This window comes from Psychrobacter sp. NG254 (assembly GCF_015277735.1).
In the GTDB taxonomy this organism is placed as follows: domain Bacteria; phylum Pseudomonadota; class Gammaproteobacteria; order Pseudomonadales; family Moraxellaceae; genus Psychrobacter.
The window spans coordinates 130,413-155,500 of sequence record NZ_JADHDA010000002.1 but is presented as its reverse complement, the minus strand read 5'-3'; the positions used below and the strand labels follow the sequence as shown (position 1 = coordinate 155,500).

Here is a 25,088-nt window from a genome sequence, read left to right as displayed (position 1 = left end):
GCTATGGCTTTGATATCTGAGCGTTATTTATTTAACTAAGCATTGGCCTGACTAAAAGCATTGGCAATCATCAAAAAGCTCTCAGCCTTTAATGATGCACCGCCAACCAATGCGCCATCAATCATAGGATCTGACGCAAAGCTTTCTGCATTATCCGCGTTGACACTGCCGCCATATAGGACAGTAATCGCATCCGACATATCAACAAAACTTGCCACTCTTTGCTTGATATGCTGATGAGTGCGACTCACCTCTGCTACAGTTGGGACTTTGCCAGTGCCGATTGCCCATACAGGCTCATAAGCAATAATCAGACGATCAGATAATGATGCGATAAGATTTGGCTGATGCTCAAGCACTTCTTTAATCACAGACAACTGCAGGTCTAGGACGTTAAGGGTTTGTTTGTCATCATATTGCTGCTGGGTTTCGCCAATACAGAATACCACACCTAAGTTTTGAGCAAATGCATGAGACATCTTTTGTACTAAACTATCATGGGATTCCTGATGGTATTGACGACGCTCTGAGTGACCCAGTATCGTCCAAGTAGCCCCTGTATCTGCGATTTGCTGTGCTGAACAGTCACCCGTATAAGCACCTATATCTGCACTATGACCACTGATATTTTGTGCGGCACTGAGTATCGAGCTACCCGACAGACGATCACTAACAGCACTCAGATGAATACAGCTTGGTGCTACCATCAGTTGACAGCGGCTATTTACCATTGCCGGATTGGTTTGCTCCTCAGCGTCGACCTTAGACAATAGATCATCTAGCAGCGCATTGACAGCGCTCGTCGTTGCAGGATTCTGTTTCCAATTACCAATCACCCAAGCTTGCATACTCATCTACCTTGTCTCATGTATTCATGCCAATTCGGCTAATATGCGCGTCAGTATAACAAATATTTCGCAAGTGCTATAGTAGAGTACCAACAGAAGTAGCATCGCTTTTCCTAACCTACCATCAAGATATCCGGAATGAAGCACTGATATTTTTGCATTGAACGTTTAATGGTCTGTATAAATTCTTCAAACTAAAGTAAAGTCCTATATTATTATTGCTATTTAAGACCGATACCGTGACAAGGTTGCTAACATAGCATCAGAACGCTATCAGTCACTAACGTATCAATGTTGATTTAATGGTGCTAGACGGTGTCACAAAAACTGAAAATGATAAATAAATTCAGAATGTCAAATAAACAGTATCTGCATATCATCAAAATGTGCGAAAAACTTTGTATTAAGAAGGGGTCATAATGTCTATCACAAACAGCAAGTATGGTGGTCTAGCGCAGCAGCTTATCAATGATGGGGTGGTTAGCGAAGCGAACATGAAAACGGCACAGACTGAGTCACAGCAGCAACAGATAGGACTCGTACCTTATCTTGTAGACAATAAGTTGGCTGATGCCTATCAACTTGCTCAGATGCTATCACAAGCCTTTGGTGATCCCTTATTTGATCTTGATGCTCTCAGTATAGATACTATCCCTAAAGATCTGGTCGATGAAAAAATCGTTCGAAAATTTAATGCACTGCCACTATTCAAGCGTGGACAGAGACTGTTTGTGGCACTGAGTGACCCAACGCGTGTGGATGCCATTGACGCGATTGCCTTTAACTCCCGCTTGTCAGTCGAGACGATTGTTGTCGAAGAAGGTAAGCTAAAGAAGCGTATTGAAAGTGTTTATGCGGATACTATGCAGAGCTTTGGTAGTTTCTCTGATAGCGATTTGAATATTGATTTTGAAGATGGTCAAGAAGAAGAAAATGAAACCAAGCTTGCTGATAGCATCGATGAAGCACCTGTCGTAAAGTTCGTCAATAAAATGTTGGTTGATGCCATTCGTATGGGAGCCTCTGACCTACATTTTGAGCCTTATGAAAAATCTTTTAGAGTACGATTTCGTGTCGATGGTGTCATGCAGAAAATGGCCAATCCACCAGTCCAACTTGCCAGTAAAATTGCAGCCCGTCTAAAAGTCATGTCGCAGATGGACATCTCAGAGCGCCGTGTACCACAGGATGGCCGTATCAAGCTAAAGCTCTCCAAAAATAAAGCCATTGATTTTCGAGTAAACTCGTTACCGACATTGTTCGGTGAAAAAATCGTGCTACGTATCTTAGATCCTTCATCGGCAATGCTCGGTATCGAAGCATTGGGCTATGAGCCTGATCAACAAGAAATGTTTTTAGAGGCACTACATAAGCCGCAAGGTATGCTACTTATTACAGGACCCACCGGTTCTGGTAAAACCGTATCGCTTTATACGGGTATCAATATACTAAACACTGGCGCCACCAATATCTCTACTGCAGAAGATCCTGTTGAAATTAACCTTGAAGGTATCAATCAGGTCAATGTCAACGCCAAGGTTGGTTTAACCTTTGCCAATGCGCTCAAATCTTTTTTACGTCAAGACCCTGATATTGTGATGGTTGGTGAGATTCGTGATTTAGAGACTGCTGAAATTGCCATCAAAGCGGCACAAACAGGACACATGGTGCTTTCAACCCTGCACACCAACTCAGCGCCTGAAACCTTGACGCGTTTGCGTAATATGGGTGTGGCTTCTTTTAATATTGCGACGTCCGTTAATTTGGTCATTGCCCAACGATTGGCCAGACGCTTATGCAAAAACTGTAAGAAACCTCTCGATATTCCACGACAAAGTCTGCTTGAACTTGGTTTTACAGAAGCTGACTTAGATAATGCCGACAATGTCATTTATGAGCCAATCGGCTGCAATGAATGCCGTGAAGGCTATAAAGGCCGTGTCGGTATTTATGAGGTAATGAAAGTCAGTCCTGATATTTCACGCATCATCATGGAAGATGGCAATGCCATCGATATCAAAGACGCGGCTCTAAAAAATGGCTTTCGTGATTTAAGGCGCTCAGGTATTTTAAAAGTGCTACAAGGGATCACCAGTATCCAAGAAATGATGCGCGTTACCTCTGAATAATTCTCATAGGTTCCAAAGGAGTCATTGCATTATTAGTAAATTTAATATTATCTACAGTCATAACTCAGCAATCATAAACACAAGCACCATATAAAAATAAAACAGATGCACACTGGTTTTTTGCGCTAAAATGAAGTATGCCTGAACACAACACTCTATTAACTATCGGGCTGTACATTTGCGATATCTATATTAGACAATTTTGAGGGTAGAAAGATGGCAAAAGCTAAGACCGATATGTTGTTAGATTTTACCTATGACGGGGTAAATCGGCGTGGGCAGAAAGTAAAAGGTGAAACCACCAGTCGTAGCCTAGAGCTTGCTAAAGCAACTTTACGCAAACAAGGTATTACGGTCAAAGGTATCAAGAAAAAACCAAAGCCTCTGTATACCTTCAAAAAAGCCATCAAAGCCATTGATATTGCTATTTTTGCTCGGCAGTTGGCCACGATGATGAAGGCGGGTGTACCACTGACACAATCGTTTGAAATTGTGGCTGATTCCTTAGACAACCCAAGTATGAAGATATTAGTACTACAGATAAAAGCAGATATCGAAGCAGGTGGTACATTTGCTTCGTCCTTGCGCAAACATCCACGTTATTTTGATGATTTATTTTGCTCTTTAGTCGAATCTGGTGAACAATCAGGTGCACTAGAAACCATGCTTGAGCGTGTTGCTACTTACAAAGAAAAGAGTGAGTTATTAAAAGCTAAGATTAAAAAAGCGATGAAATACCCGATTGCAGTTGTTGTCGTCGCTATCATTGTCACTATGATTCTATTAATAAAGGTAGTTCCTGTATTTTCAGATTTATTTGAGTCATTTGGTGCAGAGCTACCGGCCTTTACCCAAATGGTCGTTAGTATGTCTGAGTGGATGCAAGCATGGTGGTTTATTTTGATTGTTTTGATTGGTGGCGCTATTATTGGATTTTCTGAAGCCAAAAAAAGATCCAAAAAATTCCGTAATTTTTTAGACCGTGCTGTATTAAAAGCCCCCATCTTTGGCAACATAGCTTATCAAGCCATTATTGCTCGTTTTTCCCGTACTCTATCCACGACTTTTGCCGCCGGTGTTCCGCTAATTGATGCCCTAGACTCTACGGCTGGCGCGACCAATAATGTGGTGTTCTATAATGCAACACAGCAAATCAAGAACGATGTATCAACTGGTCAGCAATTACAATTTTCCATACGCTCAACCAATCTGTTTCCAAGTCTAGTTATTCAAATGGTTGGTATCGGTGAAGAATCTGGTAGTTTGGAAGAGATGTTAGATAAAGTAGCAGTCTATTACGAAAACGAAGTCGATAATGCAGTCGATGGTTTGACCAGTCTCATGGAGCCCATGATTATGGCAGTATTGGGCGTATTAGTGGGAGGATTGGTGATTGCGATGTACTTACCAATTTTCCAAATGGGCTCAGTCGTAGGATAATGATTTGATGCAATTAATACAATTATTACAAGAAAATATGACGCTGGCTCTCTTCGTATTCGGTCTATTGGGGCTTTGTGTTGGCAGCTTTTTAAACGTCGTTATTCATCGTATGCCACTGATGATGGTGCATAGCTGGCGACACGAATGCAGCCAGTTTATGTTTGAACAAGCAGACATGCCGCGCGAACATACGCAGCCATTAGCCACTATTGTCGCTACTGACCAGCCTATTACGCTAAGCCGACCAGCCTCACGCTGTCCGCATTGCGCTCATAAAATCAAATGGTATGAAAACATACCTTTAATAAGCTGGTTAGTTCTGCGTGGGCGGTGCTCAGACTGCAAAGCACCCATTGGTATACGCTACCCCATTGTTGAGCTTATCACTGCTTTGCTATCAGTGTTGGTGATTTATCAATTCGGTGTTGGCGTAGTAGGCTTATCTGCACTGGTACTGGTATGGACATTGGTTGCGTTAACGGGTATTGATTTTGATACCCAGTTATTACCCGATCGCCTAACCTTCCCTTTAGCGGGCTTAGGATTGGCCGTGAACTCGCAAGGCTGGTTTGTCTCGCCAACACAATCCATATGGGGATTATTATTTGGATTTTTGTCGCTCTGGATAGTGGTCAAAATATTTTATTTAATCACCAAGAAACATGGCATGGGACAAGGCGACTTTAAGCTCTTAGCCGTACTGGGTACGTGGCTCGGGCCTATAATGCTGCCACTGATTATTCTGCTGTCATCTTTGCTCGGCTCGATCGTTGGATTGATACTGATGAAAAAACAAGGCGAGAGCAAACCTTTTGCCTTCGGCCCCTATATCGCTATTGCAGGTATCGTTGCACTGCTATATGGTTCAGACATCGTCAGCTGGTACCTTGGTATGTATAGCTATTGACCTTTTTAAGTTCATTCAGCTCTTCGGACAAGTTATGCTATGTTAGGGTGTGTCTTCAGCTGTCAATACTTATGAATTAAAGCCAAAACTCCACAGATTGAGTATGTAACTATAATCGGTTCAATATAATGTAGATATAAGGAAGTCGAGTGAAAGTACTACAAGTAGTAGACTAAACGAGACTGAAACCGTATCTAATTTATAGAGGATTGGCTGTACCATCATTATTAAGTCTACTAAATAAGTCATCACTATGCCAAACAATACAACATTACCTGCATCTCATCCACATCAACCAACAGGCTTATCGAAAAAAGGTAACCATTTGGTTGTTGGTTTGACAGGTGGAATCGGTAGCGGAAAGTCGGCAGCCAGTGCATGGTTCGCAGAGCAAGGCGTTGATATTATTGACGCTGATGTGATTGCTCATGAGATCGTAGCCAAAGGCAGCGATACGTTACGCAAAATTCAAAAGAAATTTGGTGACTGGGTATTAGACGCTGATGGTTCAATGGATAGAGCCGCTGTCCGCACGCACGTGTTTGCGAATGCTGAAGCGTTGATCGAGCTTGAAGCCATCACTCACCCAGCGATACGTGAGACCGCGAAAGCACAGCTGGCATCCAGTACCTCACCGTATCTAATATTGTCAGCCCCCCTGCTGCTTGAGGGCGCAGAAGCTGGACTTGCCAATTTGTGTCAACGCATCTTGGTGATGGATGCCACTGAAGACACGCAGCTTGCCCGTGCCAGTCAGCGTGATCATCAAAGCGTACAGAAAATCAAAGCCATTATGACCAACCAGTTAAGCCGCGAAGAGCGCAACCGTCAGGCCGATGATGTGATCTTGAATGAGAGTGACCTTGCTGCTTTATACTTACAGCTGCAGCCCTTACATCAAGAATACCTTAAACTGGCCCAGCAGCTAAAGTACGCTGCCGATTGACCTCATATAGCGCCATACCGGTTGCCACACTGACATTTAAACTTTGTAGATTACCATGCTCGTTTCCTGACATTGGAATATAGACCAGCTCATCACAGCTCTCCATTGTCAGGCGGCGCATGCCCTCTCCTTCTGAACCCATGATGATGGCTGTTTTGCCTGTCAAATCTGCTGCATGAATGGGTTTGGCATCTGCATTGAGCGCTGTACCAAACACAAAAACCCCTGCGTTTTTAATCTTTGACAGTGTACGTGCCAAATTGGTGACGCTAATAATCGGCATCATCTCAGCAGCACCAACGGATACTTTAGCAACAGTTGGCGTTAGGCTTGCGGCATGATGTTTAGGACAAACCACGGCATCCACACCCATTGCCACAGCCGTACGCAAGCAAGCACCAAAGTTATGTGCATCTGTAATTTGATCTAATACCAATAAAAGACACTGGTCACGCCCAGCGAGCGTATCAAGCAGACCTTCATCAGCAAAACCCAACGGACGCGCGTTAAGCACTACGCCTTGATGCTGCGGGCTACCACACAACTGTGTCAGCTTGTCTTTTTGGGTAGGTTGTATGCTGATACCGTTATCGCTTGCTGTTGACATGATCGCTTGTACATGACTGTCCGTCTCGCGACCCTGCTGTACAAAAAGACTAAGTCCATCAAGAGGACGGTATTCGAGTAAGGCATCGATTGCATGAATGCCATAAAAATAAATGGGTTTTGCCATAGTAGGCCTATTGAATATAAAGTGAGTATCGTACGAGACGATGAGATAAAAGAGAGTGTCATCGGCGCTGAGGATGGTTACCCATTACCGATGAGATAACGATAAACTAGATATTAAAAACAGAAATAAACAATACCGTTCAGATATTGTTCATTTTTTATATACTTAATCAACATCGTTTAGCCAACACTGTATTGAACAATGTGTCGATGACTCTGACTAGCCCTGTTATTAGCAGTATGCGTCAAGCCTACTAGCCTTCTAGATGACACACATATTGCACGATCTCTTCAGTACGTAGGTTAAAGCCACTATTGCCTTCGACGACAAATGACTGACCTGCACGGTAATAACTGAAGTCATCATCACCATTTATTTTTACTTCGCACTCACCACCAGTGATTTCGATACGCTCAGAGGTATTGGTGCTAAAGTGGTAATGCTCGACCAAATTATCACAAGGCAAGATGATGCCAAGGGTCTTATGGCGGCCGTCCTCAAACATAATAGTATGGCTTGAGCAGCGACCATCATAAGATACTGTCGCTTGGGCATTAACGGTTACATTAGTAAATTGCGCCGCTGTCATAGTGGCTTCCTTATCAAATAATTATGGTAAAACTAAAAAATAAGTAACTGATTGAGGTGTTGCTAGAGTGTAGAACACAGAAGAACTATACGGCTCTAGATACTGTATCATTTGGATATTATATTGCTTTCTTGGCTCAATCCCTACACGGCCAATAGCTGTATGTCAGAGATAATAGAAACTTTTATCAAAGCCGCTAACACGCTGAGCCATATATCTTTATGACTATACGCCTATAATTTTACAAAACTATGACTTATGTTCATGTAGTGAAATTCATAATTCTAACCCTAAGAGTTTATCATTATGTGAGATTATGCTACCACATTATATCTATAAAGTTTGTTAAAGCGACTAGGAAAATGCTATTTCATTGCACGCCTACCTCGACTTATTTATCTTTTGTGGACCAAGTCCTTGTTACTATAGCAGATATATTTTAGCGAGCACTCTCCGTAAACTTTATCAGTACATCGATAGTGTTTTGACAGGATAAGTCATCGCTACGCGCCCTTATTGCAAACGTTATGACAGTAGATGCTGATGAATTTTCGCAGGTTTTGTGAGTATATTTTGACAATAATTCACACTATTTCGGTGCTTAATATTTGTATTTAAACGCATTTAACACCATACTATTTGCCTAAGGTCTGCATGCGCATTCGTTGATTTCAGGCGATTAATTAAATAATTCCATCCTTTTATCTATTCTATTTTACATATGGCTTCCCAATAATTATGCGAAGTCCATTGTCTGTCATGAGAGGCATTGATGCTCGTATCATTAACTTTACACCAGTTTGCATTGATTGCTCAGCATGAGCTGAGCGTGGCTGAAGGCTTCAATGTCATCACGGGTGAAACAGGTGCTGGCAAGTCATTATTACTTGATGCACTATCCTTGTGTGTCGGTGAGCGTGCAGACAGTGCAATGGTACGACATGGCGCCGCGCATGCAGATATTTATGCGCAGTTTGATGTAGAAAACAACAGCGTCATCGCTGAGTGGTTTGCTAAAAACGATAGAGCACTAGAAGAGCCGGAAGTATTAATTCGCCGTCAGCTAAGTAATAACGGCCGCTCAAAGGCATGGTTAAATGGTGTGCCAGTGAGTTTGGCTGAGCTAAAAAGTTTGGGCACACTACTGGTCAATATTCATAGCCAACATGCTCAGCAAGCATTGCTTAAACCGCAATTTGTGGTGAAATGGTTGGACGAGATGGCGCAAATCACACCTCTAGCCTTACAAACAGCCAGTAGCTATCAAACCTATCAGCAGCTCAAACGCCGTGCTGATGATATCGCCAGTCGTGAAGCCCAGCGTCAAGATCGTATCCAACTTTTACAAAGCCAACTAGCAGACATTGCCCCATTACTAGCTGTCGATTATGCAGAGGTCGAAGCAGAGCATGAAGAGTTGTCTAATATAGAAGCACTGATGCAGGAGGCCAGCCATGGCTTACATCTGCTCGATAATGATACAGATGAGCCAGATGTCATGACCCTACTAGGGCAAGCTATCAAGCTCTGTGACAACCAAATGAGTGTCAGCCAAACCTTTGAGCAAGCGTCTGAGCAGCTACATTTAGCGCAGCAGCAAATCACTGAAGTGACAGGGCTGCTATCTGACTATGCTGAGCAGCAGCTACCTGATCCTGAACGCTTGCAGACATTAGACAGTCTGATCAGCTTGGGTCATCGTTTATCACGTAAGCATGGCTTGCCAGCGAGTGATTTAATCGATGAAGCAAAAGGCTGGGAAACCCAATTAGAGCAATTAGAAAACGAGCCAAGTAGCGATGCGATGGCAGCACAAATTGAGCAGGCTTGGCAAGCGTACTTAACGCTAGCAACGAAGCTCAATAAAGAACGTGCGACAGCTGCGCCCACCGTGACTAAACAGCTGACTAAGCAACTGCAACCACTGGCACTACCAAATGCCCGCTGTGAGTTTGTCTTTACCAAAAAGGCCGAACCGAGCCTCTATAATGCACAAGGCTGCTTTGATATTGACTTGTTGTTTAGCGCTAACGTCGGTATGCCGATGCAGCCGCTACACAAAATTGCCTCTGGTGGTGAGCTGTCACGAATGGCGCTCGTGATGCAGGTATTACAAGCGACCAATGCGGACAATAACGCTGCCAAACCTATGCTGGTGTTTGATGAAGTCGATGTAGGTATCAGTGGCGGTACTGCACAGGTGGTTGGTGAACTGCTCCGCGAGCTTGGAAATACGCAGCAATTATTGGCCATTACGCATCAAGCACAAGTAGCGGCGCAAGCGCATCAGCATATCTTGGTACAAAAGCACCATCAGGAGCAGACTGAAAGTGAGCTGTTAATATTGACCGATAGAGCACAGGTCGATGAGCTGGCGCGTATGTCAGGCGGTGTGATTATCACAGAGGTCACTCGTGATCATGCTCGTAGCTTGCTATCCGATGTAAAATAGCCAAAGCCTTTTAACAAAGGTACGATTCATGCCTAAATCCTTATAATGAGTAATAAGTGTCGCTATTGGCTTCAATCTTGCTTTTATAGTTGTCATCACCATATAGTGGTGCTCCACCCTTCTTATTAGGTTGCATTTTTTTCTATGTCTAAAGCCAATTTGACTCATCATTTTTTGATCGCAGCACCAGAGCTGTCAGACCCAAGGTTTGAGCAGGCGCTAATCTATATCTGCCGTCATGATAAGCATGGTGCACTCGGCCTGGTCATCAATCGTCCACTAGAACAATCACATGTGGGTAAGCTGCTAGAAGATTTAGATATTGAGGTCACTGATCCACAGGTGATGGAAGATTTGGCATTAGAAGGCGGCCCTATGTATCCTGAGGTTGGCTTTGTGCTGCATACTGGTCAGCCAGAGTGGGCGTCATCTTTTGCTATCTCAGAGAATGTCTGCATCACGACCAGTCAAGATATCCTAAAGCGTATCGCCGCGGGTCAAGGGGTGGGTCATTATCAGCTGTGTTTGGGTCATGCCAGTTGGGGTAAAAAACAGTTGGATCAAGAACTGAGTAACGGCGATTGGCTCGTCTGTCCTGCGGATCTGAACTTATTGTTTGGTACGCCATTTGAAGAGCGCTGGCAAATAGCCGCTGATAAAATCGGCATCAATTTTGACTATTTAAGTAGCGATATTGGTCACGCTTAATACCACATACTCCTGAATACAGACATAAAAAACCAGAATAGGAAACTTCCGTTACTATGTTAGACCGCACCCTTATAACTGACAGCGCTATAACCGAGCACACTACAATCGAGAACAACGTAATAGACAGCGCCGATACAATAGAGACGGATACTAACAGTGCTGAAGCGCCCATTAAGCCGCATCTGATACTGTCATTAGATTATGGTGTCAAAAAGATGGGCATGGCACTGGGTAATAGTATTACCGAAACGGCACGTGCGTTTGATATTCTCGTGATGAATAATGGTCAGCCTGACTGGGACAATTTACTTGGCATCATAAAGGTTTGGGGTGTGGCAAAGGTGGTCATCGGACTACCCCTCAATATGGATGGCAGTAGCTCGATGTTGTCTAAGCGCGCGCACAAATTTGCTCGTCGCTTGGCCCATAGAATTATGGAACAGCATTTGCCAGTGGTCGTGAGTCTCTGTGATGAACGTTTGACCTCAGTCGCGGCTCGTGAGATAGCATGGGATAATGGTTGGATTCAGCACGAGCGCGACCCGATTGATGACATCTCAGCCTGTATTCTACTGTCGACATATTTCGCTGATCCAAATAGCAGTATCGCTATCGATGCCATCAAAGCCGATTAATCACGCAACCGCTCTATGCTCAATAGCATCATTTTCAATGGCGCCGCTACTTTCTGATATATCGCACCTTTTAACGGATAAATGACTGAACACTATGACCACTGTCTCAGACCAATCAACGCAGAATAAATCACAACGTGGTTTTGCACCGCTTGCCATCGCTCGTATCAAAGGTGCACAGCGGGCAAACCAAATAGCGATTTATCTCATTTATGCCGCCATTATTGCATTCATCGTTTTTGGTACGATTGCTAGTGTCAAAGCTTTTCATGACAATCAGCTACTTTATCAATTATTTTATAACCTACCCTATGCACTGATTACCCTCACGATTCCGATCACCATTTATGATGCGCTGGTGGTTTATCGTTATCGCTTAAACCAGCCCTCGATGATTGCCATGAGTATCGGTGTATCAACCATCATACTGATCGGCGGGCTATTATTTGCTGATACCGTATGGCTTGGATTGTCTTGCTGGCTGGGTGTGGCGTTTTTATTTAAAGTCAGTTTTAAGCGATTTTTTGATTTTTTAGAAGTCGCTGATGAACATGATATTGACGAAGCGTCAGAGACAGCCATTGTAGATGATCCAGAACATACGCGCTCTTAAGCGATTGAAACAATCACTCGCTCTTAAGCGATTGAAACAATCACTCGCTCTCAAATCCATCCATTTAGCGTTATTATCATGACTATGACCACTTCTATGCTAGACACTGCTATCAATCACCACTTAGATACCCAAGGGCTGATCTGCCCTGAGCCCATTATGATGCTGCACCGAGTGATACGTAGCGCAGATGGTGGTGAGGTGATTGAGATCTTGGCGACTGATCCCGCCACCACACGCGATATTCCTAATTTCTGTCGTCATCTGGGTCATGAGCTACTGGGTCAAGAAACGCTGGCTGAAAACGTGAGCCTAGATACTGACCCTGATGAAATCAAGGTTGATAGTGATGATACTGCACCCATGAGTGTGACGCTTTATCGCTATTTGGTTAAGAAAAAAAGTGCCTAAATATACTCGCGTGACGGCAGTAAAGCATTAGTTACAGCAAAGCATTGATCACAGCTCGACATTGACAGCGCAATAAACAATATAAATATATCTTTGCACTTTAAGCAAAGTATCTTTCACAAAAGGTAGGCTATTACGTGTTACAAACAGAAAAGCAGTATGTACAATGGCAAGAAAACGAAACGCTACGTAATGCTCTTTGGTTGTCTGAAAGCAATCATATGCCACCTGCGCGCATTGTGTTGGTCGACGATACAACGACTGCTGATGACGCTTATCGCTTGGCATGCGAAGGCAGCTCACTGCTATGGCGCGGTGATTTTCACAACGCCCGCCAGTTGCTACAAGCGCTCGGTCGCCGCATAGATCGTACCAATGAGCGCTCTGAGCTGCGTAAAGCAAAAAAAGCGGCTAATAAAGCTGCGAAACCTACATCAGAATCTGATTCAGTTAGCTCTAAAGAAATACCCAACCTCTTTCATCAACAGCGTCAACTGCAAGCTCAGCGCTCACGCATATTAAGCCGTTTGCTACTCGAGCTTGATGCCAGTTACGTCAGCCAACTACGCCGCGCGCCCGATGTCAGTGCAGCCTGTACAGCCGCTTTTGGCCCGTTAGATAAGGCGGTGGATGAGTCTTGCATGCTATCATTTCGTGACTTGCAAGGCGCACTTGGTGCAGCAGGATGGCGCGAAAAAGGCGTCCCAATAGACAGCTTGGGATTATCAATTTTCCCACATTATGGCGTCTTTGCACCAACCCGTCATGAGTATGTGCAGCTGTTGCTCGATGCACCGCTACCAGCGATTCATGATGTCGCCTATGACATCGGTACCGGAACGGGATTACTGGCTATTATCTTAGCGCAGCGCGGTGTTCCGCAAGTGATAGCAACGGATTTGAATCCACGTGCTTTGGCCTGTGCCAACGAGAACTTTACACGGTTAGAGTTACCTGCCGTACAATTGCAGCAAGCCGATTTGTATCCGACTGATGCACCGCTCGCCAATCTGATTGTCTGTAATCCGCCTTGGTTGCCTGCTAAGCCAAGCTCTTCTCTTGAGTACGCCGTCTATGATGCCAAGAGCGCGATGCTGCGTGGGGTTTTGCAAGGTGCCAAACAACACTTAGCTGAGCACGGAGAGCTTTGGTTGATCATGTCGGACTTAGCTGAGCACCTGCAACTGCGCACCCGTGATGAGTTATTAAGCTTGTTTGCCGATGCTGGATTGGCGGTAAAATATCGTCTAGATACCCAGCCTAAGCACGGTCGCAGTCAAGATGATACGGACCCTTTGCATGTCGCGCGCAGTGCTGAAGTTACCTCGTTATGGTGTTTAACGCTTATCTAACATGCAACCACCGAGTATTGAATTATGAGCCGTGATCGTGCCGTGCAACAGCGCCAACCTAAGGCGTTGGCAGTAGATGACGAACCCAGTTATGTGACTGAGTTTCGTCAAGCCATGCTGGCACGTGGTCTAGCGACACGTACTCGTAATGCTTATGTCCGCGATTTGCGCTCATGCGAACTGACCAATCCTATTGCCCTGACACGCTGGCAGCCTGATGACGTGCTGCACTGCTTATCAACCCTAACTCAAGAAGGCAAAACCCCACGTACCCAAGCACGCATGCTCTCAAGCTTGCGTCAGTTTTATCTGTGGATGATTGCGAGTAACCTGCGTGAAGACAATCCTTGCGAGCGTATCAAAAGCCCAAAGCTGGGACGTCCATTACCAAAAGACTTAGCCGAGGCAGATGTCGATAATCTACTTGCCTCGCCCGATACTAGCACTGCTCTCGGACTACGTGATAAAGCCATGTTAGAGGTGCTATATGCCTGCGGGTTGCGTGTGAGCGAGTTGATTAATCTCTCATTAGAGCAAGTGAATCTAAACGCTGGCTGGCTACAAATCACAGGTAAAGGTAATAAAACCCGACTGATGCCACTCGGCGAGTATGCAAACGATGCGCTAGAGGACTATCTAACGCATGCTCGTGGTGATTTGATCGCGCATTTGAAATCAGGAAATTGCCAAGCGGTATTTTTGACAGCGCAAGGTGGCTACATGACACGGCAGAACTTTTGGTATTTATTAAAGAAATATGCCAAAGTTGCGAGTATCGACAAAGAGCTGTCACCGCATACGCTGCGCCACGCCTTTGCCACCCATCTGCTGAATCATGGTGCAGACTTACGTAGCGTGCAGTTACTGCTAGGGCACAGTGATTTGTCCACCACGCAAATCTATACCCACGTGGCGACTGCCAGATTGCAGAAATTGCATGCCGAGCATCATCCGCGAGGTTAGGATTTAATTTTTATTGATGATCGTTAGAGGACTAAACTGTGTTGCAAGCTCAACCATCTACTCTGCCTACCCTAACCGAAAAGCAAATTTTTGCCCTAAAAAAACTGACCATCATGGGATATTTAGAAGGCACTTCTTTTTTATTGCTGCTGGGGATCGCTATGCCACTAAAATATATGCTGGGCATGCCTGAAGCAGTGAGCTATATCGGCCCAGTGCATGGGATACTATTCATGGCTTATATCATGGTACTGATTATTACGGCGAGCAAAATAAAAATGCCGCTTTGGGCGCTACCTGCAGGTGTGCTCGGCTCATTCTTGCCATTTGGGCCATTTATATTTGATTATTTACTTAAGAAGCAGTTAGGAAAGTGATATTAGAGTGATGTCGGTCACGTAAACCTATACCCATATGGTGGTAGCGAGATTGTAGAAGTTGTATGGAGAGCATCATGCGAGAGGTTAGGTGACTTCTTTGCTTTCATCATGAAGTAGACCGAAACCTATTAATCTAATTTTGATAACACTTTTTGAAACATTAAAATAACGAGCTAGTTTACTCACAATATTATTAGCTATCATTTTATTTTCAGGTTGGTTATCTAAATAGATCCAAAACTCACCTCTTCGTACTAATCCTGATTCAGAATATATTTTTGAAAATATTTTTGCTAATTGGTCTTTAGGAACTAGTAAACAACTTGCTAAATAGTTCGCTTGAAACTCAAGTTTTGCGATCATAGAATTATCTAAAATTTCTAGATCAGATAAATCATTCTCTTCCAGTGAGTCCTTATTAAGATACTGACCGTGTCCTAGTAGGATATGTGAAATTTCATGTGCAAGAGTAAATCTATCTCTTTTCTCATCTTCAATTTCTTTTTTATACATAAAAATTTCTTTACTTTTGAAGTCAACGCTCCCAAGTAGATTTTGTTCATGTGGAGATGGAATAACCTCTTTATATAGCTTTACGCTACTTAATGACTTATGAGATAGTAAATCAGGTAACGAAACAGCACCGTCTGAATATTTTACGTTTGTAAGAATGCCTCTAGCAATATCTTCTAAAGAATCTTTGGCAAAATATTTTACTTGAGATTTAAGGCCTACACTTTTATTTCCAGTGATGTATCTTATGTAGTCCTTAGCACTACTAAACCATTCATCATGAGAATTAAAAAACCAGCTAGAATTATAATAGTTAGGTTGGTCACCTTCTACAAATATACTTTCTGAACTTAAAGCTTGGTTAATACCATACTTTTCAAAACTTCTATTTAATACCCATTTAAGTCCATCACTTTCGTTTATTTTAATTAATCCTACACCTCTTTCCAAAGCTACATTAAACGCTGACTTTGCTAAGGTAGAACTGATTGCCATTATAGGCTTCAAGCTATAGCTAAAATTATCTTCACTCAAGTCCCTTACATCTTGTAAAAACTTATTAAGTTGGTCAATACCAACTGGTCCCTTGTAATCTTTACACTCAATCAGTATAAGAAATGAGTAGTTTAGGATTTCTTTATCCTGATATACCTCAATAGCAATATCGAACTCTATGTCACCTTTCCGAAATCTTGAGTAGTATTTTTTCTTCTTGAAAACCTTTATATGATTTTTAGGATTTATAAACGTATTGAAATCTTCTATTTCTTTCATAAGAAGTGTCAGCACTTTATCCTCAAACTTATCGCCCTTTTCCGTCGTATTCATAATGATCTCGCAGGCTATATCGTTATTAACCAATCTTACACTACAAAATCAGTATATAGCCTAGGTTTTTGGTCTATCGAATCAATAGGATGCTGCAAACCTACCCTTTTCTCGCTACAATACCCTTATTAAAGTGCGTCATGATATGCACGCTGCCTAACTGGGCTGCGCACTACCTTTTACCTACCTATTATCCGAGAATCCCATGAGCCATAGACCACCTGCTGACCTACTAAAAAACGCCCAACACTGGCGCGAAGACATTAACTTTCGCCAAGAGGTACTTGGCAAACCGTTTGATTTTGCGACCACGTGGGGTATTTTTTCACCGCAGAAGCTTGATGATGGTAGTTTGATGCTGCTTGATTATATTGACTTTGAAGCGGACGATGACTCGATCGACTTGGGTTGTGGTTACGGCGTACTTGGTATGACAGCAGCACGTGAATGTCCGAACGGTCTGCATACATTGATCGATAAAGACTTTATGGCAGTAGAATATGCGCGTCGTAACTGTGAGAAAAACGGTCTAAACAATGTCGATGTACATTTATCAAACGGCTTCAATCATGTGGCAAAGGATAAAGACTTTAGCCTTGTGATGTCGAACTTGCCAGCCAAAGTAGGCAAAGAGCAGCACTACTTATACTTCCTTGATGCTTATGCGCGCATGCGTAAAGGTGGCCGTTTTTATGTCGTCACAATCAACGGTCTGCGTCAATTTGTGAAGCGCTCATTTACCGAAGTGTTTGGCAATAGCGACAAAGTCAAACAAGGTAAAACCTATACCATTACTATGGCGACCAAAGACTAATCTTAACTTTATCTGATTAAATTTCAGTCATTTAAACTGACATAAAAAAGCACGCTAAATTAATTTTAGCGTGCTTTTTATCTTGTATGACTAGCTGTTATTTTACATTTGCCGTTTGATTAAGTATCCACCGAGTAGCGCGCTGCCGATAATCGGTAATAGCACCATCAGCATGGGCGAAAAACCTGTCGCTAGTGATACGAAGCCGACCAAATCCTGAATATAGCTGAATAGCAATCCAAACAGCAAGGCAACGACGATGCGTAATCCTAAGCTATGCGTCCGTAGTGAGCCAAAGACAAACGAGCAAGCAACGATTACCAATGATAATATCGACAAAGGCGATAGCAGTTTTTGCCAAAATGCGACTTCGTGTTCTAACGAGCGATTGCCCTGTTGGCGCATAAACGTACGATGTTCATACAGCTGCGTCAATGATAAATCCTCTGCCTTACGCGTGAGTAAATATACTGACTCTGGGGCGAACGGCAAGCTTATGGTATCTGATGGTGCTACAGCTTGACTGCTTTCAAAGCCTTGATTGATAGAGAGCTTGACCATATCATTCAGTTGCCACTCATAGCGATACTGCTCGCTTGGCTTTTCACTATCGCTATCGATAGGAGCACGGCCCGTATATTTCCCACCTTCAGCATGGACAGCCGTTTGCAAATTGCCATCGTTGTCCAAATGCCAACGTTTGACCTCACCGATGTTGCCTTTGACATCCGCATAATCGATATACAAAATATCGCTACCATCAGGGGTGGCGCTACCATCTTTTGCACTCTCAAATCTTGGCTGTATCGTCCAATAGCCGCGTACAGAGGTGACGAGCGAGATATTGTCTTCCTCATTGATCTGCTTTGCCAACTGGTTTGAATACGGTAATACAAACTGATTGATAGCCAGTGCCAATAACACAAAAATCAAAGCGGGCTGCAATACCCAGCCGACGATGCGATAAATACTGACTCCAGCCGCGCGCATCACCACCAGCTCACTTTTATTGGCGAGTAGTCCCAACCCAATAACGGCACCAAGTAATGCACCCGTTGGAATAAACTGCTCTAAAAAGTACGGTGAGCGGTAAAAGATATATTTGAGCGCCTCACCCATGGTGTAGTTGTCGTCTAAAGAATCGAGCTCTGATAAGTAAGAAAAAACCAGCTGTAGCGCCCACAATCCAACGACGGCACCGATGATAGCGAGCAGAGCATTGAGCTTAACGTAACGACTGAGCACTTTTAGGCTACCAGCCTTTTTTGCCAGCTGATCAGAGTTTACAGATTTAGCAAATAAAGAGCGCATTAGAGCTGCCCTCCTTGTGAGCCACTGTTTTGATTGTCTGTGCCATTGCTTAAGGCATTGTCGAGCCTGTTTTCTTGTTTGCGAAAACGAAGTCGATGCTGCACACGGCTACCCCAATTCATATAGAGTGCCAATACCATAAATCCTAAAATCAGCCATGCATATGCCCATACGCTGACACTGTCTTTACTCACGGCATTTTTCAGCGAGATGATACCCAGTGCACAACTGACAAACAATAAAATAGAGGGGAACAGGCGCAGCCAGCGACCTTGGCGAGGGCGTACTTGTGCGAGCGGCACTGCCAACATAGGCGCGATAATCATCAGCCACGGTAGTGCCAGACGATAGCCCAGCTCACCTTGGGCAGCACGCAATGCACTATTCGTGCTAGCTTGTGAGCCGCTCGTTGCCACTTGCCATAGAGGTCCAATTTTTTGGGTTTCGATATTGTCTTCGGTGATGACTTCTTTGGAGGATTCCGTCAACGTGATGCGATAACGATCGAAGGTAACTTGGTTGTATTTCAAGCTGCCTGCACCGACTTCGTAACGGCGACCTTGAAATAGATCCAGCTGGGTCACGCCCGTATTGCCCGTGTCGACTTGCTCAGCACGCTTGGCAAGCGTAATCGTATCCTTGCTGATGTTTTTTGCACCACTGTTTATGATGGCTTTTGGCAGATCCGAGATGCCCATTTGCTCAGCGGTGTCTTGGTCTAATGAATTATCAGCAGAGCTAGTATTTGTCGCAGCACTGCCCTTTTTTTCAGGTTCAGACTGGATCAATATCACATCTTGTAGTTTTTTCTTATCATCGCTAAGACTGCCTACATACAAATGATAATTGCCGCTACTGATAAACTCATTGGGACGAATCAAATCAAACGCACTGGTTAAGGCTTGCTGCTGCCAGACGGCCTCAGACGAGCGTACGCCCCAAGGTTTGCCCACGACAGACAGTGCGGCCTCGCCCGCAAATAATGCCAATATCAACGGTGTCATCAACCGTGCAAGCTTACCACGCGAGACGCCACTGGCATTGATAACGGCCATTTCTTGATCGACATACAAGCGACCGAACACCAACATCAGCGCGATAAAAAAGGCCAAAGGCAGTATCAACTCTAGAAAGTACGGCAGGTTGTACCCGATAATCGTAAAGAGCAAACTGACATCCAAACGCCCTTCAGCGGCAATGCCAAAATAACGTATCAAACGACCACCCAGCATCATCACCACCAAAAACCCCAGTACTAAGGCAGTGGTTGAAGCAACTTGTTGGGTCATATAGCGGCGTAATATCACAATGGGTACTCTTAAACAGTGGGTATGCGTGAGACGTTGGTAGGCGCACAGCTTTTGATACGTTGATCACGAAATTTGGGCAAAATGATAACGCATCATAGGTATGATATTGGTTCAGTCGAGTAGCTGTATAAAGACAAACCTCGTCAAATAATTAACTGATCAGACCTCATAAGCACAAACGACAGACATAACCGTCAATGCTAGCATGTTTTGCTCAAAAATGACGGTGAAATGTGTTTGAAAACATTACGTACTCCTTGCTGACAGCGCATTATTGTCAGCGAGCGAAGAATATATCAAATATTGGATGAAAGGGCAGCATATTCTCAAGTAACATTAGATTATCGCCGTTTATTTCATTAGATTCTTGCTTTATTTATTTTAGAAAGCTTTGTTTGTCATTCGTATCATCAAGCGTCACTCTCTAAGATAAGTTGCTAGACTAAGTGCTGCTAAAGCAAATGAAGCTCGGTTCTGTATGTTATATAACAGAGCCTACGGCTTAACGATAAACACGACTTGACGGAATAAGCAAATAACAGAATAAATCATCAACGGAGAATAATACCAATGAATAAAACCACAACCAATCCTGCTACTTTACTCGAACTCGCTGGTGGCGCTTTCGACACACTCGACTGGTCAAACGCTGCGCTTGTTTTAATTGATTATCAAAACGAGTACGTCGACGGTGCGATGCCATTGGGACAAGCAGGTGCAACAGCCATCTCAAATGCACGCCTGTTACTTGATAAAGCCCGTCAGCAAGACATTCCGATTTTTCACATTACGCATCATGGGGCAGAAAATGGCAATGTATTCGATCCTCTATCGTCTAACGTCGAGATTGTCGAGCAACTACAGCCACAAGATGGCGAGACAGTGATTGCCAAAAAACACCCAAATGCCTTTCATGATACTAAACTGCAAGAAATGGTTGCATCAGCGTCAAAGCAGCAAATTATTTTTGCGGGTTTTATGAGCCATATGTGCGTTAGCTCAAGCGTCCGCGCGGCATTTGATTTAGGCTTTGATAGCTTTGTATGCCATGATGCCTGTGCCACACGTGACTTGCCTAGTGCCAAAAGAGAAACCATCAGCGCTGAGGTAATGCATGATACCGCGATGGCTGCATTACAAGATAGATTTGCCGCTTTAATGACTACTGATGAGCTAGTCAATAGCTAAATAGTGAAATAGTTAAATGGCTGAGTAGAGTGGTTAAGACAGCAGGTTTAGTCTTTGAGCACGTAAACTATGCTCTTGAATAAGCATCTGATATCACCATCAAAGGTTTAGATGAGTGGACGCGGTAACCTAGCTCAAACCTTTTTACTTAAGCTTTGCTAACTGCATAGCGATATTGCAATATGCTACACTATCGTGATTGCTCAATAGACCAAATACTCTAATAATCATAAGCAATACGCGAACGTTATAATCATCATAACTCTAATAAGGATAACTGTATGAATATCAAATTATCTCAGCATCTGCCAAAGACACATACCCAAAAAATTCTAAAAAAAGAAGCCAACAGTAAAGACAGCGCTTGCTTGGTTGTTTTAATCGATAGTAAGAAAAATATCTTAGCTGAATCAGCACTGACTGACTATACTGCCCGTATTGAGCAGCTGATTGAAGTGTCACACTTCAAAGGCTCACTGGGTGAGACTGTTGCAGATTATGCATTGGCAGGTGACAAAAAAACCACTAAGCAAAACCCTGTACAGCTGTTATTGGTCGGTGTGGGCAACACTGACAAGTTCAGTAATACCGTACTACAAAAAATCGCTAATACCATTTATAACAGTACGCAAAAACGCGTGGCCTCTATCACGGTCGCACTAGGCGATGCTTTAGAAGAAAATCATTTTGGTCAATTTGCGCTAAATCTGTTGGCCGCTAGCTATCGTTTTGATAAGTATAAGTCTGAGCAAGCTACGCCTGTATTGACTGATGTTTATCTATTGGCTGATGAAGCGCTACAGCCTGCACTCGCCTTTGCCGAATCAGTATTCGCCGGTCAGAGCCTCACCCGTGATGTGGCCAATGAGCCAGGCAATATCTGCTTCCCAGCGTATATGGCAGAACAAGCACAAGAGCTTGCGAAAACTTACCCTGACCTATTGACCGTCAAAGTACTAGGCGAAGATGAGATGTCAGCGCTCGGTATGCATTGCTTCTTAGCAGTGGCACAAGGCTCTACCAAAGAAGGCAAACTGGTACTGATGGAGTATCGCGGTAAATCATCATTTAGCGCAGATGCTGGTACTACCGAGCAAACAACGACCAACAGTGCAAAAGTCACAAGCGGACTAAAAGCCCTAGCTGATAAGCTACCAACAAAAAAATCTGCCAAGAAAGCAGACAAAAACAGCGACGACAACGCGCAAACGACCACTGATGATGCGCCTATCGTCTTAGTCGGTAAAGGTGTCACCTTTGATTCAGGTGGTATCTCAATCAAGCCAGGTGCGGCCATGGATGAGATGAAATTTGATATGGGTGGTTCAGCCTCTGTACTTGGTACGATCAAAGCCCTGTGTGAAGCTCGTCTACCAATCAACGTCGTTGGCGCACTAGCCTGTGCTGAAAACATGCCATCAGGTGATGCTACACGTCCAGGTGATATCGTCAAAGCCATGAACGGTAAATCAGTTGAGATCTTGAATACTGATGCCGAAGGTCGCTTAGTATTGGCTGATACCTTGTGCTACGTACAGCGCTACAATCCAAAAACCATCATCGATGTGGCGACCTTGACTGGCGCTTGTGTGGTGGCGCTCGGTCACGTGCGCTCAGCAGTCTTCAGTAATGATGAAGATGTCTTGTTCGATTTAGAAAATGCCAGCAACCTATCAGGAGATCTCATCTGGCATATGCCGCTTGATGATGAGTACCAAGCACAGATCGACTCACCCATCGCTGATATGCAAAACATCGGTGGTAAAGGTGCTGGTGCCGTGACAGCTGCTTGTTTCCTGTCGCGCTTCGTCGAAGAAGGTCAAGCATGGGCGCATTTAGACATCGCTGGTACGGCTTGGAACTCAGGCAAAGACAAAGCGGCAACCGGTCGTCCTGTACCGTTATTTATGCAATATCTAAAAAACAGCGCCGACAGAGTATAAGCGTTTTATGAAGATTAGCTTTTATGTATTAAGTGAAAGTAAGGCCCAAGATTTCTTGGGCTTTGTTTGTCAGTTGACTCAGACGGCGCTGAATAAAAGCACTCAGTCTTTGCTTATCTTAATCGAAGATGAGACATTATTGACGACGCTAGACACAGCGCTTTGGGCACAAGAGGCGACGAGCTTTATACCGCATCAATGTCTCTCTGATACTGACGGTAAACGTACTGAGGCTAAAATCATCGACACAGAAAGTGCTGATGCTCATGTTTTTAATCAATCACTAGCCCCCGTATTGCTCGGTAATCATATGCCAGCAGATTTTGCTGGTATTGTACTCAATACGACGACGCGCCCTGTGAATGACTTTATGGCAGTTACCAATAACGCCAAACCTTCTCGAATCCTTGAGTTAATCAAACCCGATACCACAAGTACCCAAGCAGGCCGTGATAAATACAAGGCTTATCAGCAATTAGGCTATGAGCTGACCCACTTTAAGGTGTAGCTCCACCCTGTCACTTTCTGTTCTTATTACTATGAAATATACTTCTCACTTTATATCACTGTTTTTAATGCCTCATTGATGAGGCATTTTTATTGGCTAGCCTTAGCTCATCCTTGTGTCATACTTTATCGCACTCGCTATATTCTTCTGTTATCTTCTTATTTTTCGCACAGCAGTTACTGCTATGAGCGGTATGCGGATATGTCAAAAAATGCTACCATCCTTCGATAATTTTTCATTCAAACAATTCATTTACTTTTGACAGACGTCGAGGATGTACAAATGCGTTCATTGATTGCGATGTACCAACGTATCGGGTTGGTTCCGCTCATTATTATCGGTTTGGTATTGGGAGTGTTGATTGGCTGGCTCGCACCAAGTGTCGGTACTGCCATCGGTTTACTTGGTACACTGTTCGTCGGTGCCCTAAAAGCAGTCGCGCCTATCTTAGTATTTATTCTGGTCATGGCAGCGATTAGTCAACATCGCAGTGGTAATGAGGTCTATGTAAAGCCGGTGCTGATCATGTACATGTTCGGCACGTTTTTGGCAGCGCTAACAGCGGTAGGGGCCAGCTTTTTATTCCCGACCGACTTGGTGTTGATAAACGCCGATATCGCACAAGTGCCACCTGCTGATTTAAAAGAAGTATTGACCAACTTATTAATGAATCTAGTGGCCAATCCGATCAATGCCATCGCTGAAGCCAACTATATTGGCATCTTGGCATGGGCCATCATTATTGGTTTTGCCTTGCGCCAAGCCAGCGACACCGCTCGCACAGTCGTTGGTGATTTTGCGGATGCGATCTCACAGGTCGTCAAATGGATTATTGCGTTAGCGCCATTTGGTATCTTGGGTCTGGTCGCTAGTACCGTGGCCGAGACTGGTTTTGCGTCTTTGGCAGGTTATGCGCGTATCTTGATGGTGCTGGTCAGCTGTATGCTGTTCATCGCGTTGGTCGCAAATCCGCTTATCGTCCTTATTAAAACGGGTAAAAACCCGTACCCACTCGTGTTCACTTGCCTACGCGAGTCAGGAATCACGGCGTTCTTTACGCGCAGTTCAGCTGCCAATATTCCTGTCAACATGAACCTTGCCCGCAAACTTGGACTACATGAAGACACCTATTCAGTGACCATTCCACTGGGTGCGACTATCAATATGGCGGGTGCTGCGATCACCATTAACGTCTTGACGCTTGCTGCGGCTAATACTTTGGGTATTGAAGTTACCTTTGCATCAGCGCTGTTGTTAAGCATAGTCGCTACGGTTAGTGCTTGCGGTGCTTCCGGTGTCGCTGGTGGTTCATTGCTATTGATTCCACTCGCTGCTAGCTTATTTAGCATTCCAAATGACATTGCAATGCAAGTGGTGGCAATTGGCTTCATCATCGGGGTGATTCAAGATTCAGCTGAGACGGCCTTGAACTCTTCAACTGACGTACTATTTACGGCAGCAGCTGATCCTACGTATTCTCGTTAATTTTTAATAAAGCATTTTCTATCAATAAAAAAAAGGGCCTTTAATGGGCCCTTTTTTATGCGGTCTTGTTAGGGCG

23 protein-coding genes are annotated in these 25,088 nt (G+C 44.0%); 17 read left to right on the top strand and 6 right to left on the bottom strand.

Annotated features, from left to right (window positions below; all coding sequences use genetic code 11):
• Window positions 1-35: 35 nt before the first annotated feature.
• Window positions 36-848: a triose-phosphate isomerase gene (gene tpiA / locus IP510_RS03325; RefSeq protein WP_194363383.1), complete on the bottom strand. Its 813-nt coding sequence runs from the start codon at window positions 846-848 to the stop codon at window positions 36-38.
• Between the two features lie 419 nt (window positions 849-1,267).
• On the opposite strand from tpiA, the gene pilB reads away from it, so the two are divergent.
• The 4 genes from pilB to coaE all read left to right on the top strand — a co-directional run bounded on the left by pilB (window position 1,268) and on the right by coaE (window position 6,273).
• Window positions 1,268-2,977, top strand: coding sequence for a type IV-A pilus assembly ATPase PilB (gene pilB, locus IP510_RS03320; protein WP_227669448.1), 1,710 nt, complete (start codon window positions 1,268-1,270; stop codon window positions 2,975-2,977).
• A gap of 216 nt (window positions 2,978-3,193) precedes the next feature.
• Entirely contained in the window at window positions 3,194-4,417 is a 1,224-nt protein-coding gene (locus IP510_RS03315; protein WP_194363382.1) for a type II secretion system F family protein, read from the top strand.
• Between the two features lie 7 nt (window positions 4,418-4,424).
• On the top strand, window positions 4,425-5,327 hold the full coding sequence (locus IP510_RS03310; protein WP_194363733.1) for a prepilin peptidase: 903 nt from the start codon (window positions 4,425-4,427) through the stop codon (window positions 5,325-5,327).
• A 253-nt stretch (window positions 5,328-5,580) separates the two neighbouring features.
• Window positions 5,581-6,273: a dephospho-CoA kinase gene (gene coaE, locus IP510_RS03305; RefSeq protein ID WP_194363381.1), complete on the top strand. Its 693-nt coding sequence runs from the start codon at window positions 5,581-5,583 to the stop codon at window positions 6,271-6,273.
• Here coaE and rlmB read toward each other — a convergent pair.
• Both rlmB and IP510_RS03295 read right to left on the bottom strand, forming a co-directional pair.
• The gene (rlmB, locus tag IP510_RS03300) at window positions 6,236-7,006 is read right to left on the bottom strand and encodes a 23S rRNA (guanosine(2251)-2'-O)-methyltransferase RlmB (protein WP_194363380.1); all 771 of its coding nucleotides are present in this window, start codon (window positions 7,004-7,006) and stop codon (window positions 6,236-6,238) included. The genes coaE and rlmB overlap by 38 nt on opposite strands.
• 253 nt (window positions 7,007-7,259) lie before the next feature.
• Window positions 7,260-7,595: a pyrimidine/purine nucleoside phosphorylase gene (locus IP510_RS03295; protein WP_194363379.1), complete on the bottom strand. Its 336-nt coding sequence runs from the start codon at window positions 7,593-7,595 to the stop codon at window positions 7,260-7,262.
• A 772-nt stretch (window positions 7,596-8,367) separates the two neighbouring features.
• Here IP510_RS03295 and recN point away from each other — a divergent pair.
• The 8 genes from recN (at window position 8,368) to IP510_RS03255 (ending at window position 15,109) form a co-directional block, all read left to right on the top strand.
• Window positions 8,368-10,047 (top strand): DNA repair protein RecN, encoded by a 1,680-nt coding sequence (gene recN, locus IP510_RS03290; protein ID WP_194363378.1) that lies wholly within the window; start codon window positions 8,368-8,370, stop codon window positions 10,045-10,047.
• A gap of 144 nt (window positions 10,048-10,191) precedes the next feature.
• The gene (locus IP510_RS03285) at window positions 10,192-10,755 is read left to right on the top strand and encodes a YqgE/AlgH family protein (RefSeq protein WP_194363377.1); all 564 of its coding nucleotides are present in this window, start codon (window positions 10,192-10,194) and stop codon (window positions 10,753-10,755) included.
• 56 nt (window positions 10,756-10,811) lie between these two features.
• The gene (gene ruvX / locus IP510_RS03280; RefSeq protein WP_227669447.1) at window positions 10,812-11,393 is read left to right on the top strand and encodes a Holliday junction resolvase RuvX; all 582 of its coding nucleotides are present in this window, start codon (window positions 10,812-10,814) and stop codon (window positions 11,391-11,393) included.
• A gap of 94 nt (window positions 11,394-11,487) precedes the next feature.
• Window positions 11,488-12,006: a hypothetical protein gene (locus IP510_RS03275; protein ID WP_194363376.1), complete on the top strand. Its 519-nt coding sequence runs from the start codon at window positions 11,488-11,490 to the stop codon at window positions 12,004-12,006.
• Window positions 12,007-12,090: 84 nt separating this feature from the next.
• On the top strand, window positions 12,091-12,417 hold the full coding sequence (gene tusA / locus IP510_RS03270) for a sulfurtransferase TusA (RefSeq protein ID WP_194363731.1): 327 nt from the start codon (window positions 12,091-12,093) through the stop codon (window positions 12,415-12,417).
• A 137-nt stretch (window positions 12,418-12,554) separates the two neighbouring features.
• Window positions 12,555-13,769: a methyltransferase gene (locus IP510_RS03265; protein ID WP_194363375.1), complete on the top strand. Its 1,215-nt coding sequence runs from the start codon at window positions 12,555-12,557 to the stop codon at window positions 13,767-13,769.
• A gap of 24 nt (window positions 13,770-13,793) precedes the next feature.
• Window positions 13,794-14,732 (top strand): site-specific tyrosine recombinase XerD, encoded by a 939-nt coding sequence (xerD, locus tag IP510_RS03260; protein ID WP_194363374.1) that lies wholly within the window; start codon window positions 13,794-13,796, stop codon window positions 14,730-14,732.
• A gap of 38 nt (window positions 14,733-14,770) precedes the next feature.
• Window positions 14,771-15,109 (top strand): DUF3817 domain-containing protein, encoded by a 339-nt coding sequence (locus tag IP510_RS03255; RefSeq protein ID WP_194363373.1) that lies wholly within the window; start codon window positions 14,771-14,773, stop codon window positions 15,107-15,109.
• A gap of 87 nt (window positions 15,110-15,196) precedes the next feature.
• Here the strand turns inward: IP510_RS03255 and IP510_RS03250 are convergent, their stop codons facing one another.
• On the bottom strand, window positions 15,197-16,453 hold the full coding sequence (locus IP510_RS03250) for an ImmA/IrrE family metallo-endopeptidase (RefSeq protein ID WP_194363372.1): 1,257 nt from the start codon (window positions 16,451-16,453) through the stop codon (window positions 15,197-15,199).
• A gap of 205 nt (window positions 16,454-16,658) precedes the next feature.
• On the opposite strand from IP510_RS03250, the gene IP510_RS03245 reads away from it, so the two are divergent.
• A complete protein-coding gene (locus tag IP510_RS03245; protein WP_194363371.1) occupies window positions 16,659-17,267 on the top strand; it encodes a class I SAM-dependent methyltransferase in 609 nt (202 codons plus the stop codon).
• A 102-nt stretch (window positions 17,268-17,369) separates the two neighbouring features.
• On the opposite strand, the gene lptG is transcribed toward IP510_RS03245, so the two are convergent.
• Both lptG and IP510_RS03235 read right to left on the bottom strand, forming a co-directional pair.
• The gene (lptG, locus tag IP510_RS03240; RefSeq protein WP_194363370.1) at window positions 17,370-18,578 is read right to left on the bottom strand and encodes an LPS export ABC transporter permease LptG; all 1,209 of its coding nucleotides are present in this window, start codon (window positions 18,576-18,578) and stop codon (window positions 17,370-17,372) included.
• Window positions 18,578-19,867, bottom strand: a complete 1,290-nt coding sequence (locus IP510_RS03235; protein WP_194363369.1) for an LPS export ABC transporter permease LptF — start codon at window positions 19,865-19,867, stop codon at window positions 18,578-18,580. Before IP510_RS03235 ends, lptG begins: the two co-directional genes overlap by 1 nt.
• A 591-nt stretch (window positions 19,868-20,458) precedes the next feature.
• Here IP510_RS03235 and IP510_RS03230 point away from each other — a divergent pair.
• The 4 genes from IP510_RS03230 to sstT all read left to right on the top strand — a co-directional run bounded on the left by IP510_RS03230 (window position 20,459) and on the right by sstT (window position 25,012).
• Window positions 20,459-21,076, top strand: a complete 618-nt coding sequence (locus IP510_RS03230) for a cysteine hydrolase family protein (protein ID WP_194363368.1) — start codon at window positions 20,459-20,461, stop codon at window positions 21,074-21,076.
• Window positions 21,077-21,357: 281 nt separating this feature from the next.
• Window positions 21,358-23,019 carry a leucyl aminopeptidase gene (locus IP510_RS03225; protein ID WP_194363367.1) on the top strand — a complete coding sequence of 554 codons (1,662 nt, stop codon included), beginning with the start codon at window positions 21,358-21,360 and terminating at the stop codon, window positions 23,017-23,019.
• A 7-nt stretch (window positions 23,020-23,026) separates the two neighbouring features.
• On the top strand, window positions 23,027-23,527 hold the full coding sequence (locus tag IP510_RS03220) for a DNA polymerase III subunit chi (protein WP_194363366.1): 501 nt from the start codon (window positions 23,027-23,029) through the stop codon (window positions 23,525-23,527).
• Window positions 23,528-23,809: 282 nt separating this feature from the next.
• Window positions 23,810-25,012 carry a serine/threonine transporter SstT gene (sstT, locus tag IP510_RS03215; protein WP_194363365.1) on the top strand — a complete coding sequence of 401 codons (1,203 nt, stop codon included), beginning with the start codon at window positions 23,810-23,812 and terminating at the stop codon, window positions 25,010-25,012.
• The last annotated feature ends 76 nt before the right edge of the window (window positions 25,013-25,088 follow it).